General features: G+C 64.6%; 13 protein-coding genes. 6 read left to right on the plus strand and 7 right to left on the minus strand.

Annotation, left to right across the window (positions count from 1 at the left end; all coding sequences use genetic code 11):
* Positions 1-2 precede the first annotated feature (2 nt).
* The gene (locus AQZ50_RS04955; RefSeq protein ID WP_197412378.1) at positions 3-704 is read left to right on the plus strand and encodes a dienelactone hydrolase family protein; all 702 of its coding nucleotides are present in this window, start codon (positions 3-5) and stop codon (positions 702-704) included.
* Between the two features lie 44 nt (positions 705-748).
* Here the strand turns inward: AQZ50_RS04955 and AQZ50_RS04960 are convergent, their stop codons facing one another.
* The 4 genes from AQZ50_RS04960 to AQZ50_RS04975 all read right to left on the minus strand — a co-directional run bounded on the left by AQZ50_RS04960 (position 749) and on the right by AQZ50_RS04975 (position 4,807).
* Complete coding sequence (locus AQZ50_RS04960; RefSeq protein WP_067743364.1) at positions 749-2,551, minus strand: acyl-CoA dehydrogenase C-terminal domain-containing protein; 1,803 nt, start codon at positions 2,549-2,551, stop codon at positions 749-751.
* Positions 2,552-2,604: 53 nt separating this feature from the next.
* Positions 2,605-3,072: a MerR family transcriptional regulator gene (locus tag AQZ50_RS04965; RefSeq protein WP_197412383.1), complete on the minus strand. Its 468-nt coding sequence runs from the start codon at positions 3,070-3,072 to the stop codon at positions 2,605-2,607.
* Positions 3,073-3,151: 79 nt separating this feature from the next.
* Positions 3,152-3,514 carry a phosphoribosyl-AMP cyclohydrolase gene (hisI, locus tag AQZ50_RS04970; RefSeq protein WP_255354595.1) on the minus strand — a complete coding sequence of 121 codons (363 nt, stop codon included), beginning with the start codon at positions 3,512-3,514 and terminating at the stop codon, positions 3,152-3,154.
* Between the two features lie 441 nt (positions 3,515-3,955).
* Complete coding sequence (locus AQZ50_RS04975) at positions 3,956-4,807, minus strand: ComF family protein (RefSeq protein ID WP_082703434.1); 852 nt, start codon at positions 4,805-4,807, stop codon at positions 3,956-3,958.
* Positions 4,808-4,924: 117 nt separating this feature from the next.
* Here AQZ50_RS04975 and AQZ50_RS04980 point away from each other — a divergent pair, with 117 nt between their 5' ends.
* A complete protein-coding gene (locus AQZ50_RS04980) occupies positions 4,925-5,737 on the plus strand; it encodes a class I SAM-dependent methyltransferase (protein WP_067743369.1) in 813 nt (270 codons plus the stop codon).
* Between the two features lie 47 nt (positions 5,738-5,784).
* On the opposite strand, the gene ppdK is transcribed toward AQZ50_RS04980, so the two are convergent.
* The 3 genes from ppdK to AQZ50_RS04995 are packed head-to-tail and all read right to left on the minus strand — an operon-like array spanning position 5,785 to position 11,414.
* Positions 5,785-8,448 (minus strand): pyruvate, phosphate dikinase, encoded by a 2,664-nt coding sequence (gene ppdK, locus AQZ50_RS04985; RefSeq protein WP_067743372.1) that lies wholly within the window; start codon positions 8,446-8,448, stop codon positions 5,785-5,787.
* A gap of 54 nt (positions 8,449-8,502) precedes the next feature.
* Positions 8,503-10,512 carry a glycine--tRNA ligase subunit beta gene (glyS, locus tag AQZ50_RS04990; RefSeq protein WP_231730112.1) on the minus strand — a complete coding sequence of 670 codons (2,010 nt, stop codon included), beginning with the start codon at positions 10,510-10,512 and terminating at the stop codon, positions 8,503-8,505.
* Complete coding sequence (locus AQZ50_RS04995) at positions 10,509-11,414, minus strand: glycine--tRNA ligase subunit alpha (RefSeq protein ID WP_067743377.1); 906 nt, start codon at positions 11,412-11,414, stop codon at positions 10,509-10,511. The genes glyS and AQZ50_RS04995 overlap by 4 nt, the downstream gene beginning before the upstream one ends.
* A 277-nt stretch (positions 11,415-11,691) precedes the next feature.
* On the opposite strand from AQZ50_RS04995, the gene AQZ50_RS05000 reads away from it, so the two are divergent.
* The 4 genes from AQZ50_RS05000 (at position 11,692) to pth (ending at position 15,142) form a co-directional block, all read left to right on the plus strand.
* Positions 11,692-12,606 carry a TraB/GumN family protein gene (locus tag AQZ50_RS05000; protein WP_231730113.1) on the plus strand — a complete coding sequence of 305 codons (915 nt, stop codon included), beginning with the start codon at positions 11,692-11,694 and terminating at the stop codon, positions 12,604-12,606.
* On the plus strand, positions 12,603-13,487 hold the full coding sequence (locus tag AQZ50_RS05005; protein ID WP_067743379.1) for a TraB/GumN family protein: 885 nt from the start codon (positions 12,603-12,605) through the stop codon (positions 13,485-13,487). Before AQZ50_RS05000 ends, AQZ50_RS05005 begins: the two co-directional genes overlap by 4 nt.
* Positions 13,488-13,609: 122 nt before the next feature.
* Positions 13,610-14,212 (plus strand): 50S ribosomal protein L25/general stress protein Ctc, encoded by a 603-nt coding sequence (locus AQZ50_RS05010; protein WP_067743381.1) that lies wholly within the window; start codon positions 13,610-13,612, stop codon positions 14,210-14,212.
* A 360-nt stretch (positions 14,213-14,572) separates the two neighbouring features.
* The gene (gene pth / locus AQZ50_RS05015) at positions 14,573-15,142 is read left to right on the plus strand and encodes an aminoacyl-tRNA hydrolase (protein WP_067743384.1); all 570 of its coding nucleotides are present in this window, start codon (positions 14,573-14,575) and stop codon (positions 15,140-15,142) included.
* Positions 15,143-15,149 lie beyond the last annotated feature (7 nt).

A 15,149-nucleotide genomic window follows, 5' to 3' on the forward strand; every position in this document is an offset into this window, starting at 1 on the left:
GGATGACGCTGGAGAGTATCGCCTATACCGACGGCGATCAGGCCTTGACCGGGTGGCTTGCCCGCCCGGTCGGGGCGCCCCGCGGCGCAGTGGTCGTCTATCCGACGATCATGAACGTCAATGCGCCGATCGAGCGCCGCGCGAGGCTCCTGGCCGAAGCCGGGTTCCTGGCGCTGATCGCCGATTTCTACGGCACGCCGGTCACCGACTTTGACCATTCGCGCGAACTGGCGAATGCCTTGCGCGCCGATGTCGACACCTATCGTCGGCGCATCGGCGCGGGCATTGCGGCGCTCCGCGCGCTGGCGGGCGGGTTGACGCTGTCGGCAGTGGGATACTGCATGGGCGGGCAGGCCGCGCTGGAAGCCGCGCGCGCGGGCGAAAATCTTGCGCTCGTCGCCAGTTTTCACGGCATCCTGTCGACCGACCGCCCGGCGAGCGCGCAGACGCCGATCGCCCCGCGCATTTTCGTCAGCCATGGCGATGCCGACCCGCTGGTGCCGCGTACCCAGGTCCTCTCGTTCTGGGAGGAAATGGACGAAGCAAGCGCCAACTGGCATTTCCACAGCTATGCCGGTGTGCGCCACGGCTTTACCGACCCCGGCAGTGACGCGCGCGGCGTTCCGGCGATCGCCTATGACGCCAGCGCCGATCGCCAGTCGTGGGCCGCACTGACCGGCCTGCTCGACGAAATCTACGGCTGAGCGCCACCGCCCCTCCCCGCTCGGGGAGGGGCTTTTTCATGGCGTCAGGCGGTCGCGAACGATTCGACCGGCAGCGCCATGACCGTGTCGGGGCCCGCTTCGACTTCGCGGCGCAACGAACCGGCCTGCGGCGCAACGCGCAGCGCCCAGTGGCGGGCACAGATCACCTTCGCTTCGTAAAACGCCGGTTCCTGCGTCCCGGCGGCCAGCGTCGCGGCGGCCACTTTGGCCATTTTCAGCCACATCAGCCCCATCGTCACCACCCCGGTCAGCGTCATATAGGCATAAGCCCCGGCACCGAGCGCATTGGGATCGGTCATCGCGTTCTGCATGAACCACAGGGTCGCAGCCTTCAGCTCGCCATTGGCCTTGCCCAGCCGTTCGGCAACCAGCGCGACGGCAGGATTGTCGCCCGCGTCAGCCACTTCGGCATCGATCAGCGCAAACAGACGCTGGATCGCACGCCCCCCGTTCTGCGCCAGCTTGCGCCCGCACAAATCCATCGCCTGAACCCCGTTGGCGCCTTCGTAGATCATCGCGATCCGCGCATCGCGAACGAACTGTTCCATCCCGTTTTCAGCGATATAGCCGTGCCCGCCCCAGACTTGCTGCATGTCGGTGGCCGTCTGATAGCCGCGATCGGTGCCATAGCCCTTGATCACCGGGGTCAGCAGGCTGATCACGTCATCGGCGGCCTGACGCTCGTCCTCGGTCAAGGCGCTGTGCGACAGATCGACCTGCAACGCGCCCCACAGGCACAGCGCGCGCATCCCTTCGGTAAAGGTCTTGGCATCCATCAACATGCGGCGCACGTCGGGGTGGACGAACAGCGGGTCGGCTTTCTGCCCCGGCTCGGCCGGGCCGGTCAGCGCGCGACCCTGGCGGCGTTCCTGCGCATAGAGCACCGCATTCTGATAGGCGGCCTCTGCCTGCGCCAGCCCCTGCATGCCCACACCCAGCCGCGCCGCGTTCATCATGATGAACATCGCGGCAAGGCCCTTGCATTCCTCGCCGATCAGGAAACCTTTAGCCCCGTCATAGTTCATCACGCATGTCGCATTGCCGTGAATCCCCATCTTGTGCTCGAGCGATCCGACCGAGACCGCATTGCGCGCGCCCGGCGTTCCATCCGCGTTGACGAGGAACTTCGGGACAATGAACAGCGAAATACCCTTTGACGATTCGGGCGCGCCGGGGGTCTTGGCCAGGACGAGATGGATGATGTTTTCCGCCAGGTCGTGATCGCCCGCAGAAATGAAGATCTTCGTTCCGGTGATGGCATAGCTGCCGTCAGCCTGCGGCTCGGCCCGGGTGCGCAACAGGCCAAGGTCGGTGCCGCAATGCGGCTCGGTCAGGTTCATCGTGCCGAGCCATTCGCCGCTGACCATTTTGGGCAGATAAGTCTGCTGCTGCTCGGGCGAACCTTTGGCAATGATCGCCGAAATCGCCCCGTTGGCGAGGCCGGGATACATCGCAAAGGCCTGATTCGCGCTGGCGAGGTATTCTTCGAGGACAAAGCCGATGACATGGGGCATCCCCTGCCCGCCGAATTCTTCCGGCCCGCTCAGCGTGGCCCAGCCGCCATCGACATACTGGCGATAGGCCGCCTTGAACCCGGTCGGCGTCGTCACGCTGCCATCGGCATGGCGGGTACAGCCTTCGCGGTCGCCGACCTGGTTGAGCGGAGCGATGACTTCGGAGACGAAGCGGCCCGCTTCCTCGATGACCGCGTCGGTCAGATCCTGCCCGGCATTGGCAAAGCCTGCGAGATGCTGAAACTTTTCAAGGCCGATCAGTTCGTTGATGACGAACCGCGTGTCGCGGGTCGGCGCCTTGTAAACGGGCATATCCTTGCTCCTTGGATTTTTTTGGGGACGTTCCAGTCTGGCGTCCGATTGCTTCAGGATTGGGAGCGTGCTGCGATAGACGGGGCCGTGGCCTCGATGTCGCGGCCCTCAGCCCTTTCGCGATCGACGACCAAAGCGACAAAGCTGGTCAATTCGGCGATCGTCGCCTCGATGTCCTGTTGCTGGCGACGCAGATTGTCGATCCGTTCGCGGCACTTGGCAATGGTCACGCGGCGCTGTTCGATGCGCCCGTCGCCGACGTCGTAAAGGTCGATCATGTCGCGGATTTCCGACAGGCTGAAGCCCACGTTCTTGGCGCGCATGATCCACGCCAGCCGCGCCCGGTCGCGCTTTGAATAGATGCGCGAAAGGCCGTGCCGCGTCGGCGCGATCAGCCCCTCGTCCTCATAGAAACGCAGCGCGCGCGCGGTCACCCCGAATTCGGCGGACAAGTCCGAAATGGTATAATGATCGCGGGCGAGCGCATCAGGCTGATGCAAATGCCCGGTATGATCGGCCATATCGTCCGAAAGGCTGCGAAGAGTATCGCTGGCTGGCTGCGTTGACATAAAGCAACGCTATCTGACCTTTACGTAAGCGTCAATCGCCTGCAACGCGTTCGAGCGAGCCATCGGCTGCAATCCGGCGATAAAAACAGCTTTGCGCCATCGTGTGGCAGGCCGGCCCCGCTGCATCGACGATCAGTTCGAGCGCGTCCTGATCGCAATCGACGCGGATTTCGACCACGCGCAACACGTGCCCCGATGATTCGCCCTTCATCCACAGCCGCCCGCGCGACCGCGACCAGAAATGCGCATGGCCGGTTTCGCGCGTGCGCTCGATCGCCTCTGCATTCATGTGCGCGAGCATCAAGAGGCGGCCGCTGGTGCGATCGACCGCCACCGCCGTGACCAGCCCGTGAGAATCGAAGCGCGGCATGAACACGCTGCCCTGCTCGCGCAAGTCCTGTTGATTGGCCGGAGTCGTGGCGGCGTCGTGGGGAGCGGGGGGGGCTGAAAAGGTGGGAATGAGGCAAATCCTTGGCAGATTGTTCGCAGAGAGGCGCAGCCCATGCTGCATTTGTTGCAGGATAACCACAGAGGGGGGGCAAAATCCATGGTTCTGTTACATTACCGTTTCCACAGCGCCACGATCGCGGCAAACAGGCCCTGCGGTTTGAGGGAACCGTGTTCTGGACCGCCGCAAGGCGGCGCATGAGCGCCAAAGTTCAGGGAAATACTTCGTCGGGCAGGTGCGTTGAACCGCTTGGCGAGGAAGAACATGAGGGACCATAAGCGGTGACGGTCGGGGGGCCGTCCGGTGTGTGAAGACATACCACTTCGCTGAAACTTCGTCACGCCTGACGCCCGGAGCGCAAGTTCCGGGCGTCATTCTTTTTGGGCTTTACGGCCCGGCCTGCTCCAGGGCTGCGGGCGCGTTTTCGCCATACCCGCCAATAGCCCCATATCCGCCAAGAGCCCCGTGCACGCCAATGGCTAACGTATCATCGGCCACGCGCGCAAAGCATGCGATTCGCACGCGGCGCACACCGACTTTGCGCAAGGCGACAAGGCAGGCATCGGTCGTCGCCCCGCTGGTCAGCACGTCATCGACCAGCAGGATGCTCGCCCCTTTCAACCGCGCAGCATGGGCGCGATTGGGGCGGATCGCCCCTTGCAGCAAAGCCGCACGCTGTTTCCGGCCCAGATGCCCCAGCGACGGCGTGGCGCGCGGGCGCTGCAGCGCGTCGACCAACACCGGCTGCCCCAGCGCGCGGGCGATTCCGCGCGCCAACAGCGCCGACTGGTTGAACCCGCGCCGCCACAGGCGCCAGCGATGCAACGGCACCGGCACCACCAGCCATTCGCCATCGAGCACCGGCAGGCGCGGCACCATCAACCGCACCATGAAGTCCGCAAGCGCTATCCGGCGCCCGTGTTTGTAAGTGAGTATCAGCCGTCGCGAGGCGTCGTTGTAGAGCGTTGCCGCCGCAATCCCTTCGTGTCGTGGCGGCTCTGCCAGGCATGGCGCGCAAACCCATTCGCCCCGCGCGGCATCGGCCAGAGCCAGCGCCGCATCGCCGCCTTGCTGCGCGATGCGATCGGGCAGCGGGCGCTGACACAGCGAACAGCAAGGCTCGCCGGGAAGAACAAGTCCGCCCCAGCAATCGACGCAAAGCCCGCCATGCCGCGCCACCGCGCCCCCGCACAACGGACACCGCGGGGGAAAGAGCAAATCGACCAGCGGGGCGCCCATGCGACCGATGCCTGCCCGCTTGACGTTCACCATCTGCCCCTTGTTACCTTGCAAGTGTCCTGTGTCGGACGGCAAGACGGACTTGGCAAGAGCGCCGCATGGCGGCAGGGAAACGGGATGGCCCAAAAATCCCCGCCCCCGCAATCGCCCCCCGCAATCTTTTCGATGCAGCGCCGGTTCCTGCTGCGGCAACGGATGCGCGTGCTGCAAAGGCGCGAGGATGCCGCCCGCTTCATGACCGACGACATCGTCGAAGACGTGCTCGACCGGCTGGCGTTCCTGCGCCACACGCCCGCCCGCGCCTTGCTGGTGGGCGATTTCACCGGCGCGCTCGCTGCGGCCCTGTCGGCGCAAGGTGTTGCCGTCACGCGCGCCGATCCGGCACCGGGGCCCGGCGAACTGGCGATCGATGAAGAACACCCCCTGCCCTTTGCCGACGGCTTCGACCTGATCGTCAGCCTCGGCACACTCGATACGGTCAACGATCTGCCGGGCGCGCTGATTCATCTGCGCCGCGCGCTTGCGCCCGAGGGACTGGCCATCATCGCGATGCCCGGCGCGGGCAGTTTACCGGCCTTGCGCGCGATCATGCTGGCGGCCGACGGCGAACGTCCCGCTCCGCGCATTCATCCGCAAGTCGACGTGCGCGCGGGCGGACAATTGCTGCAACGCGCCGGATTTGCCGACCCGGTGGTCGATAGCCACAGCCTCAAAGCCAGCTATCGCAGCCTCGACCGGCTGATCGAAGACGTGCGCACGCAGGGCCTGTCGGCCTGCCTGATGCGCGGCGGCGCACCTTTGGGCAAAGCGGCGCTGGCGCGCGCGCGCGCCGCGTTTACGGCGCTGGCCGAGGACGGGCGCGTTACCGAAACCTTCGAGATTCTCACGCTGTCCGGCTGGGCCCGCGCACTCAAACCGCCCAAGTTCTGATGTCGCAAGCCTCCTCCCCCAGGGCATGGCGGAGGAGCTTTCTTGCGTCAGCCCAGTGCGGCTTGCGCAGCGGCAAGACGCGCGATCGGCACGCGATAGGGGCTGGCCGAGACGTAATCGAGCCCGACTTTTTCGCAGAACGCGATCGAGGCCGGATCGCCGCCATGTTCGCCGCAAATGCCCAGCTTGATGTCGGGGCGAGTCTTGCGGCCGCGCTCGGCGGCCATTTCGACCAATTGGCCGACGCCTTCGATATCGAGGCTGACAAACGGATCGCGCGGATAGATCCCCTGTTCGACATAAGGATTGAGGAAACGCGCGGCGTCGTCGCGGCTGACCCCGAGCGTGGTCTGAGTCAGGTCGTTGGTGCCAAACGAGAAGAACGTGCCCTCTTCGGCGATTTCGCCCGCCATCAGCGCGGCGCGCGGCAATTCGATCATCGTGCCGACGAGATAATCGAGGCTCGCGCCGCGTTCGGCAAAGACTTCGCCCGCCACCCGGTCGACCAGCGCGCGCAGGATCTGCAATTCCTTCTTCGTCGCGACCAGCGGGATCATGATTTCCGGCACGACCGCTTCGCCCGACTTCGCCGCGACATCGAGCGCGGCTTCGAAAATGGCGCGCGCCTGCATGGCATAGATTTCGGGGAACGTGATGCCGAGGCGGCAACCGCGATGGCCCAGCATCGGGTTGAATTCGTGCAACTCGTCAGCCCGACGCTTGAGGTGATCGACCCCGAGCCCGGTCACTTCGGCCACTTCGGCAAATTCCGCGTCGCTGTGCGGCAGGAATTCATGAAGCGGCGGATCGAGCAGGCGAATGGTGACCGGAAGGCCCGCCATGACTTCGAAAATCGCGGTAAAGTCGGCACGCTGTTCGGGCAACAGCTTGGCCAGCGCGGCATTGCGACCGGCTTCGTCGTCGGCCAGAATCATCTGGCGCACCGAGGTAATCCGCCCGGCATCAAAGAACATGTGCTCTGTACGGCACAGCCCGACGCCTTCGGCACCGAACTGGCGCGCGACCTGGCAATCGTGCGGGGTTTCGGCATTGGCGCGGACTTTCATCCGGCGATGCCCGTCGGCCCAGGCCATCAGCACGGCGAAATCGCCCACGAGTTCGGGTTCGACCGTACGCACTTCGCCGGCCATGACATCGCCGTTCGAACCGTCGAGCGTGATCACATCGCCTTCGCGCACTTCGCGTCCGCCGATCCGCGCCACGCGATTGACCATGTCGATCGACACGCCCGAAGCGCCCGAAACGCAAGGCCGCCCCATGCCGCGCGCAACCACTGCGGCGTGGCTGGTCATCCCGCCGCGCGCGGTCAGCACGCCGCGCGCCGCGTGCATGCCGTGAATGTCTTCGGGGCTGGTTTCGACGCGCACGAGGATCACCGCATCGCCGCGATCGGCACGGCGTTCGGCCGTATCGGCATCGAACACGACCGCGCCCGATGCCGCGCCCGGCGAGGCCGGAAGCCCGCGCGTCAGGATGTCGCGCGGCGCCTTGGGATCGAGCGTGGGGTGCAGCAACTGATCGAGCGCCATCGGATCGATGCGGCGGATCGCGGTCGCTTCATCGATCAGCCCTTCGGCCACCATGTCCACCGCCATTTTCAGCGCGGCCTTGGCGGTGCGCTTGCCCGAGCGGGTCTGCAGCATCCACAGCTTGCCCTGCTCGACGGTGAATTCGATATCCTGCATGTCCTTGTAATGCTTTTCGAGCAGTTCAAAGACAGCTGCCAGCTCGCCATAGGCGGCGGGCATCGCTTCTTCCATCGACAGCGGCTTGGCACCGGCGGCTTCGCGCGCGGCTTTGGTCAGGTATTGCGGGGTGCGAATGCCGGCAACGACGTCTTCGCCCTGGGCATTGACCAGCCATTCGCCATAATAGGCTTTCGTGCCGGTCGCCGGGTCGCGGGTAAAGGCAACGCCCGTCGCCGAGGTGTCGCCCATGTTGCCGAACACCATCGCCTGAACATTGACGGCCGTGCCCCAGTCGGCGGGGATATCGTTCAACCGGCGATAGACTTTGGCCCGGTCGCTTTCCCAGCTGTCGAACACCGCCGCGATCGCGCCCCACAGCTGTTCGTGGACATCCTGCGGAAACGGACGGCCCAGCTCGTCTTCGACGATCGCCTTGTATTCCTTGACCAGCGCCTGCCAGTCTTCCGCCCGCATTTCGACATCGGCGTAAAACCCGTTGTCTTCCTTGGCGATTTCCAGCGCGTCTTCAAACCGGTGATGATCGAGGCCGAGCACCACGTCGGAATACATCTGAATGAAGCGACGATAGGAATCCCAGGCAAAGCGCGCATCGCCCGCGCCCGCCGCAAGCCCTTCGACCGTCGCGTCGTTGAGCCCGAGATTGAGCACGGTGTCCATCATCCCCGGCATCGACACGCGCGCACCCGAACGCACCGACACGAGCAAGGGATTGGCCGCATCGCCGAATGTGCGACCGGTGGCCGCCTCGATATGCGCGACACCCTTGGCCACCGCAGCGCGCAGCGCGTCATCAAAGCTCTTGCCCGCGCTGTTGTATTGCGTGCAGACTTCGGTGCTGATGGTAAAGCCCGGCGGCACCGGCAGACCGATCCCGGCCATTTCGGCAAGATTTGCCCCCTTGCCCCCGGCGATCGTCTTGTCGCGCGAGCGGGGATCTTCGGAACGGGCCCCGCCGCCGAAATGGAATACGTATGCGCTCATGATCCCAACAGCTCCTCGACTGCACTTGAAAGGACCGGGTTTTATCCCGGCCGCTTAACCCTCGATACGGGAAAAATCGGCGACCTTGTGCACCGCAGCACGAAATAGGTCAAGCAGTGCCAAACGGTTGGCACGCTTGCTCGCATCCGCATCATTGACGGTGACCGTTTCAAAAAAGGCATCGATCGGCGCGCGCAGGCTGGCCAGCGCGGCCATCGCGGCAGTGAAATCCTCGGAGGCAATGCCCGCCTCGACCTTCGGCGCCGCCTCGGCCAGCGCCGCGCCAAGCAGCGCTTCGTCGGGCTCGGCTGTATAGGTTTGCGGCAGCGGCTGCCACGTTTCCTTTTTCAGGATATTGGCCGCACGTTTGTACCCGGCCAACAGGTTGACCCCGTCCTCGGTGCCGACGAACGCCTGCAAGGCATGGACCCGCGCAAGCAGCCGCACGAGATCGTCTTCGCCGCCCAGCGCAAACACCGCATCGATCAGATCGTGCCGCACACCCGCTTCGCGCTGCTGAACCTTGAGGCGGTCGGCGAAGAAGGCCAGCAGATCACCCTCGGCCACGGCCAGCCGCAAGCCATTGTCGGTAATCAGGCGGATCACGCCAAGCGCCGCGCGGCGCAACGCGAACGGGTCTTTCGAGCCGGTCGGCTTTTCATCGATCGCGAAAAAGCCACGCAAGGTATCGAGCTTGTCAGCCAGCGCGACGGCGACAGTCACCGGCGCGCGCGGCACATCGTCGCCCTGCCCGACCGGCTTGTAATGATCGCGGATTGCATCGGCCACAGCATCGGGCAAGCCTTCGACGCGGGCGTAATAACCGCCCATAAGGCCCTGCAATTCGGGGAATTCGCCGACCATTTCGGTAACCAGATCGGTCTTGCACAATTGGGCCGCCAGCCGCGCCTCGGCAGGATCTGCGCCGGGAACAAGGCCCTCTTGCGCCAGCCACTCGGCCAGATCGGCCACGCGCGCGACCTTTTCGGCCAGACTGCCGAGCTTGTCATGGAACGTGATCCGCCCAAGCTTCTTCGCTTGTTCGGCCAATGGCGTCTTCTGGTCCTGATCCCAGAAAAAGCGCGCATCGGACAGCCGCGCCGCCAGCACCTTGCGGTTGCCGGTGATGATCGCAGCGCCCTCGTCCCGGGCCGCGATATTGGCGGTGCAGACGAAGGCATTGGCAAGCTTGCCCGCAGCATCGCGGCAGATGAAATACTTCTGATTGACGCGCGCGGTCAGCTGGATCACTTCGGGCGGCACCGCGAGAAACGCTTCGTCAAACCGGCCGAGCAAGGGCACCGGCCATTCGGTCAGCCCGGCGTTTTCGATCACCAGCCCTTCGTCATCGACCAGCACCAGCCCGGCCTCGGACGCAGCGCGGCGCGCCCCGTCGCGCACGATCGCTTCCCGTTCTGCATGATCGACGATGACATGCGCGGCGCGCAATTTGGCGGCGTAATCGTCAACGCCGTCGATCGTGATAGTGCCCTGATGATGGAACCGGTGGCCCACGGTTTCGCGCCCCGAAACGATCCCGCCGATGTCACAGGGCACCACCTCGCCGCCGAGCAGCGCAATGATCCCCGACAGCGGACGCACCCAGCGCAGGCTTTCGCTCGACAGCGATGCCGCGCCCCAGCGCTGCGACTTGGGCCAGGGAAACGCACGAATCAGCGCCGGGATCGCCTCGGCCAGCACATCGGCGGTAGCGCGGCCCGGCCTTTCGAGCACGGCGAACCACACCCCGTCGCGCTCGGTCAGTTGATCGGCGGACAGGCCGGTCTTGCGCAAAAAACCTTCAAGCGCCTGTGGCGGCGCGCTGGTGCGCGGGCCTTTCAGTTCCTCGCGCACAGCCTCTGTCGCCAGCGGCAGATCGCGCGCGATCAGCGCCAGCCGACGCGGAGTCGACCACACTTTGACCGCATCGGGGATGGCGCCGGGCCGCAGCCCCGCACTTTCCAGCTCCTTGCGAAACAGGCGTTCGAGATCGGCGCGGGCTTGCGCCTGCATCCGCGCGGGGATTTCCTCCGAGCGCAGTTCAAGCAGGAAATGCGCGCTCATGCCGTCCACCCCGGAAACTTTGCAGTCCATTCGTCCTTGAACTTGGCCATATAGGCCTCGCAGGCGCCGCGCGCGCAATCGCGCACCCGGCCCATATAGCTGGCGCGTTCCTGGACCGAAATCACCCCGCGCGCCTGCAACAAGTTGAACAAGTGGCTCGCCTCGATCGCCTGTTCATAGGCGGCAATCGGCACGTCGGCTTCGATCGCGCGGCGGCATTCGGCTTCGGCGGCCTGAAACCCCTTGAACAGCGTATCGGTGTCGGCGACTTCGAAATTCCATTTCGACATCTGCCGCTCGTTTTCGAGGAAGACGTCGCCATAGCTGACGCCGGCATCGTTGAAGCGCAGGTCGTAAATGCTGTCGACGCCCTGAATATACATCGCCAGCCGTTCGAGCCCATACGTCAGCTCGCCCGCCACCGGCTTGCAGTCAAACCCGCCCATCTGCTGGAAATAGGTGAACTGGCTGACTTCCATCCCGTCGCACCAGACTTCCCAGCCCAGCCCCCAGGCACCAAGCGTCGGCGATTCCCAGTCATCTTCGACAAAGCGGATGTCGTGGAGCAGCGGATCGATGCCGATCGCAAACAGGCTGCCGAGATAGAGCTCCTGAAAATGCGCCGGGCTCGGCTTCATGATCACCTGATACTGGTAATAATGCTGCAGCCGATTGGGATTTTCGCCATAGCGGCCATCGGTCGGGCGGCGGCTGGGCTGCACATAGGCGGCATTCCACGATTCCGGCCCGAGCGAGCGCAGAGTCGTCGCGGTGTGAAACGTCCCCGCGCCGACGCGCATGTCATAAGGTTGCAGGATCACACAGCCTTGCGCGCTCCAATAAGCATGGAGGCGCAGGATCATGTCCTGAAAGCTCGGCGGCGTCTGCTGATTTTCGGCCATGCGCGCGCATTTGGCCGATACGCCGCCGCAAATCAACCGGCGCAGGCGTGGTTTACCCAAACTAGTGGATTGTTTTTGACATTTGCATCCCGCCATCCGGATAGCACGGTCGCAAATGTCAAAAACGAAAAATCCACTAGAATCAAAAGTTTCCAGTGGTCCGAAAAGATTCTGACATTTGCGCACTACCTAGCCGAGAGCGGTAGCAAATGTCAGAATCGGACCACTAGCTGCGGGGACTTGCCGCCCGCGCCCTGCTGGGCCATGCCTTGGGGCAATGAAACCAGGCCTCCTTCGCGCGCTTTTGCGCCGCTTTGCCCTTGCGCTGCTGCTGGCAGGGCTCGCTCCGGCGGCTTATGCCGATCCGGCGCCGCTGCACCCCGCGCTGTGGAAGGTGACTCGCCATGGCACGACGATCTGGCTGTTTGGCACGATTCACATGCTGCCCCCCGGCGCCCGCTGGTTGACCGGCCCGGTCGCCCATGCCGCCGACACCGCCGACGAGATCGCCACCGAAATCGACGATCCCGACGGCAGCGCGACGCGCCTGGCGCTCGCCGCGCGCTCGCCATTGCCGCCGGGCGAACACTTGTCGGCCCTGTTGCCCGATGACGAGCGCGCAGCCCTGACCGAGCGGCTGGCGCAGTTTGGCCTTGGCGCAGACCGCTTCGATGGCGAAAAGCCCTGGTATGCGGCGGTCGCGCTGTCGACACTGCCGCTGCTGCGTCGGGGATTCGACGCGAAGACCGGGGTCGAGGCAGGACTTGCCGCGCGTCTGGCAGAACGCAAGGGGGCGGAACGCAAGGTCGTGCGCACCGGGATCGAAACCCCCGACGGGCAATTGGCCGCGCTGGATACCCTGCCGCGTGCATCGCAACTGGCCTATCTGAAGACCGTGATCGACCAGTTCGACGCCATCGACGGCGAAATCGACGCGATGTTCGATGCCTGGGGCAAAGGCGATGCCGCAGGCCTCGCCCGCATGATGAACGAGGATGAAGGCAAGGATGACCCGCTGTTGATCCAGCGCCTGATTCTCGACCGCAACCGGGGCTTTGCCGCGTGGATTCGCGCCCGGCTGGCGCGGCCCGGAACAGTGTTCGTGGCCATCGGCGCGGGACACCTTGCCGGTGCGGGCAGCGTGCAGGACGTGCTTGCCCATTCCGGTATCCGCGTGGAGCGCGTGCAGTGATCCGCCGCTGCGCCGTAGCGCTCGGCCTGCTGCTGCTCGCCGCCTGCCAGCCTGCGCCCGCTCCGGCGCCTGCGCCGCAAGTCGCGCTTTGGGCCATCGGCCAATCGGGCAACGACACGATACACGGCTGGATCATCGGCACCGTCCATGCCCTGCCGCCGGGCACGGTCTGGCGCCGCCCGGCGATCGATGCGGCGATGGCGTCCGCCGACCGGCTGGTCATGGAAATCGGCGAACCGCTCGATCCCCGGATCGCCGGCACGGCGCTGGCCCGGCTGGCGATGACCCCCGGCCTGCCCCCGCCCAGCGCGCGGCTCGATCCGGCCGGGCAAAAGGCGCTGCTTGCCACGTATCAAATGCTCGGCCTCGACGATGCGCGGTTTCGCGATGAGGAATCCTGGGCCGTCGCCTTGCAGATTTCCGCGCTTGCCAGCCAAAAGGCCGGTGCCGAAGCGAGCGACGGGGTCGAGCCGCAATTGCGCGCGCGCATGGCAGGCAAACCGGTCATGGGCCTTGAAACCGTCGACAGCCAGTTCGCGATTTTCGACGCCCTGCCCCCGCGTTCGCAAGACCGTCTGCTCGCCGATGTCGCGCGCGAAGCGACCGATCACCGCGACAGCGATGCCCAGATGCTGAACCTCTGGCTCAAAGGCGACGAACTGGGCCTGACGCGTGAGGCCAACAGCGACTTCCTCGCCGATCCGACGCTCCATGAAGCCCTGCTGACCGCGCGCAACCGCGCCTGGACTGCGCAACTCGACAGTCTGCTGCGCAGCGGCGCGCGCCCGTTCATCGCGGTCGGCGCCGCGCATGTCTCGGGCCGCGACGGCCTGCCCGCGATGCTGCGCGCCAGGGGATGGACCATCAAGCGCGTCTATTGAAACCCCGGAACGCTTGCTTTTTTGGCCAAACGCGCTATGGGCCGCCGCTTCCCGGCATGGTCATCCCTGGAGGCGTGGCGGGAAAATCGTAGCTTCATACTATTTACCTAAGGACCAGACACATGAGCGAAACGCTTTTTCTGTCGGCCGAAGCGCGCGAAAAGGTAGGCAAGGGAGCCTCCCGCGTGCTGCGTCGTGCCGGCCGTATCCCCGCTGTCATTTATGGCGGCAATCTGGAACCGATTGCCCTCCATCTGGAGGAAAAGGCGCTCGTCAAGGCGCTTGGCACCGGCCACTTCTTCAATTCGATCGTCGATCTGAACGTCGGCGGCATCGTTGTGCGCACCCTGCCCAAGGACGTTGCGCTGCACAAGGTGTCCGACCGCCCGCTGCATGTCGATTTTCTGCGCGTTTCCGCCACCCACGCCGTGCATGTGAAAGTGCCGCTGCTGTTCATCAACGAAGAAGCCTCGCCCGGCATCAAGCGCGGCGGCGTGCTCAACATCGTTGCGCATGAACTCGAACTGGTCTCGATTCCCGAAGCGATCCCCAACGACATCACCGTCGATGTCACCGGGCTCGAAATCGGCGATTCGATCCACATGCACGACATCAAGCTGCCGGACGGCGTGCGCGCGATCACGCACGAATCCGACGCGACGATTGCGACGATCGTTGCTCCTTCGGCGCTGAAGTCTTCCGAAGGCGACACCGCCAAGGATTGATCATCCGGGCGCTCCCACGGTGCGCCCAGAAGACCATCAGGGAACCCCTTCCCCCTCCGCGGGAAGGGGTTCTTTTTTGGTTCATCGGGGATTTGCGGGAACTGGTATTTGAGTGCGTTTCTAGATTATCGTCATCCCGGACTTGATCCGGGATCCAGCTGCCGTCTTGGCACGAGCCGATCATCAACACGCTCTGCCAAGGGCCCGACAAATGAACCGGTGGCGTCAAACGAAAGCTGGACCCCGGATCAAGTCCGGGGTGACAAAGTTGACAAACTCATCCCGCGAATCCGCGATGAACCTCTTTTTTGCCCGCCGCACGCCTAACCCAAAGCCGCATCCAACGGAGCTTTCGCCATCATGCAAGTCTGGGTCGGCCTCGGCAATCCGGGCCCGCAATATGCGCTCAATCGGCACAATGTCGGCTTCATGGCGCTCGACACGATTGCCGAAGTCCATGGCTTTGGCCCGGTGCAAAAGAAATTCCAGGGCTGGGTTCAGGACGGGCGCATCGGCACAGAGCGCGTGATCCTGCTGAAACCCGCGACGTTCATGAACGAAAGCGGTCGCGCCGTGGGTGAGGCGCTGCGCTTTTACAAGCTCGACACCCATGCGCTGACAGTGTTTCACGACGAGCTCGACCTCCCCGCGTTCAAGGTCAAGGTCAAGACCGGCGGCGGCACAGCCGGACACAACGGGCTACGCTCGATCGAGCGCCATGCCGACGCCGATTTTCGCCGGGTAAGGCTGGGCATCGGCCATCCGGGACACAAGGACCGGGTGACAGGCCATGTCCTGGGCAATTATGCCAAGGCAGAGACCGATGATCTGGCCGAGATGCTCGGCGCTGTGGCGCGCGCTGCGGAATGGCTGGCGCGCGGCGACGATGTGCGTTTCATGAACGATGTCGCCTTGATCCAGCAAGGCTGATCGAAGC

The organism is Novosphingobium sp. Fuku2-ISO-50, from assembly GCF_001519055.1.
Taxonomy (GTDB): Bacteria; Pseudomonadota; Alphaproteobacteria; order Sphingomonadales; family Sphingomonadaceae; genus Novosphingobium.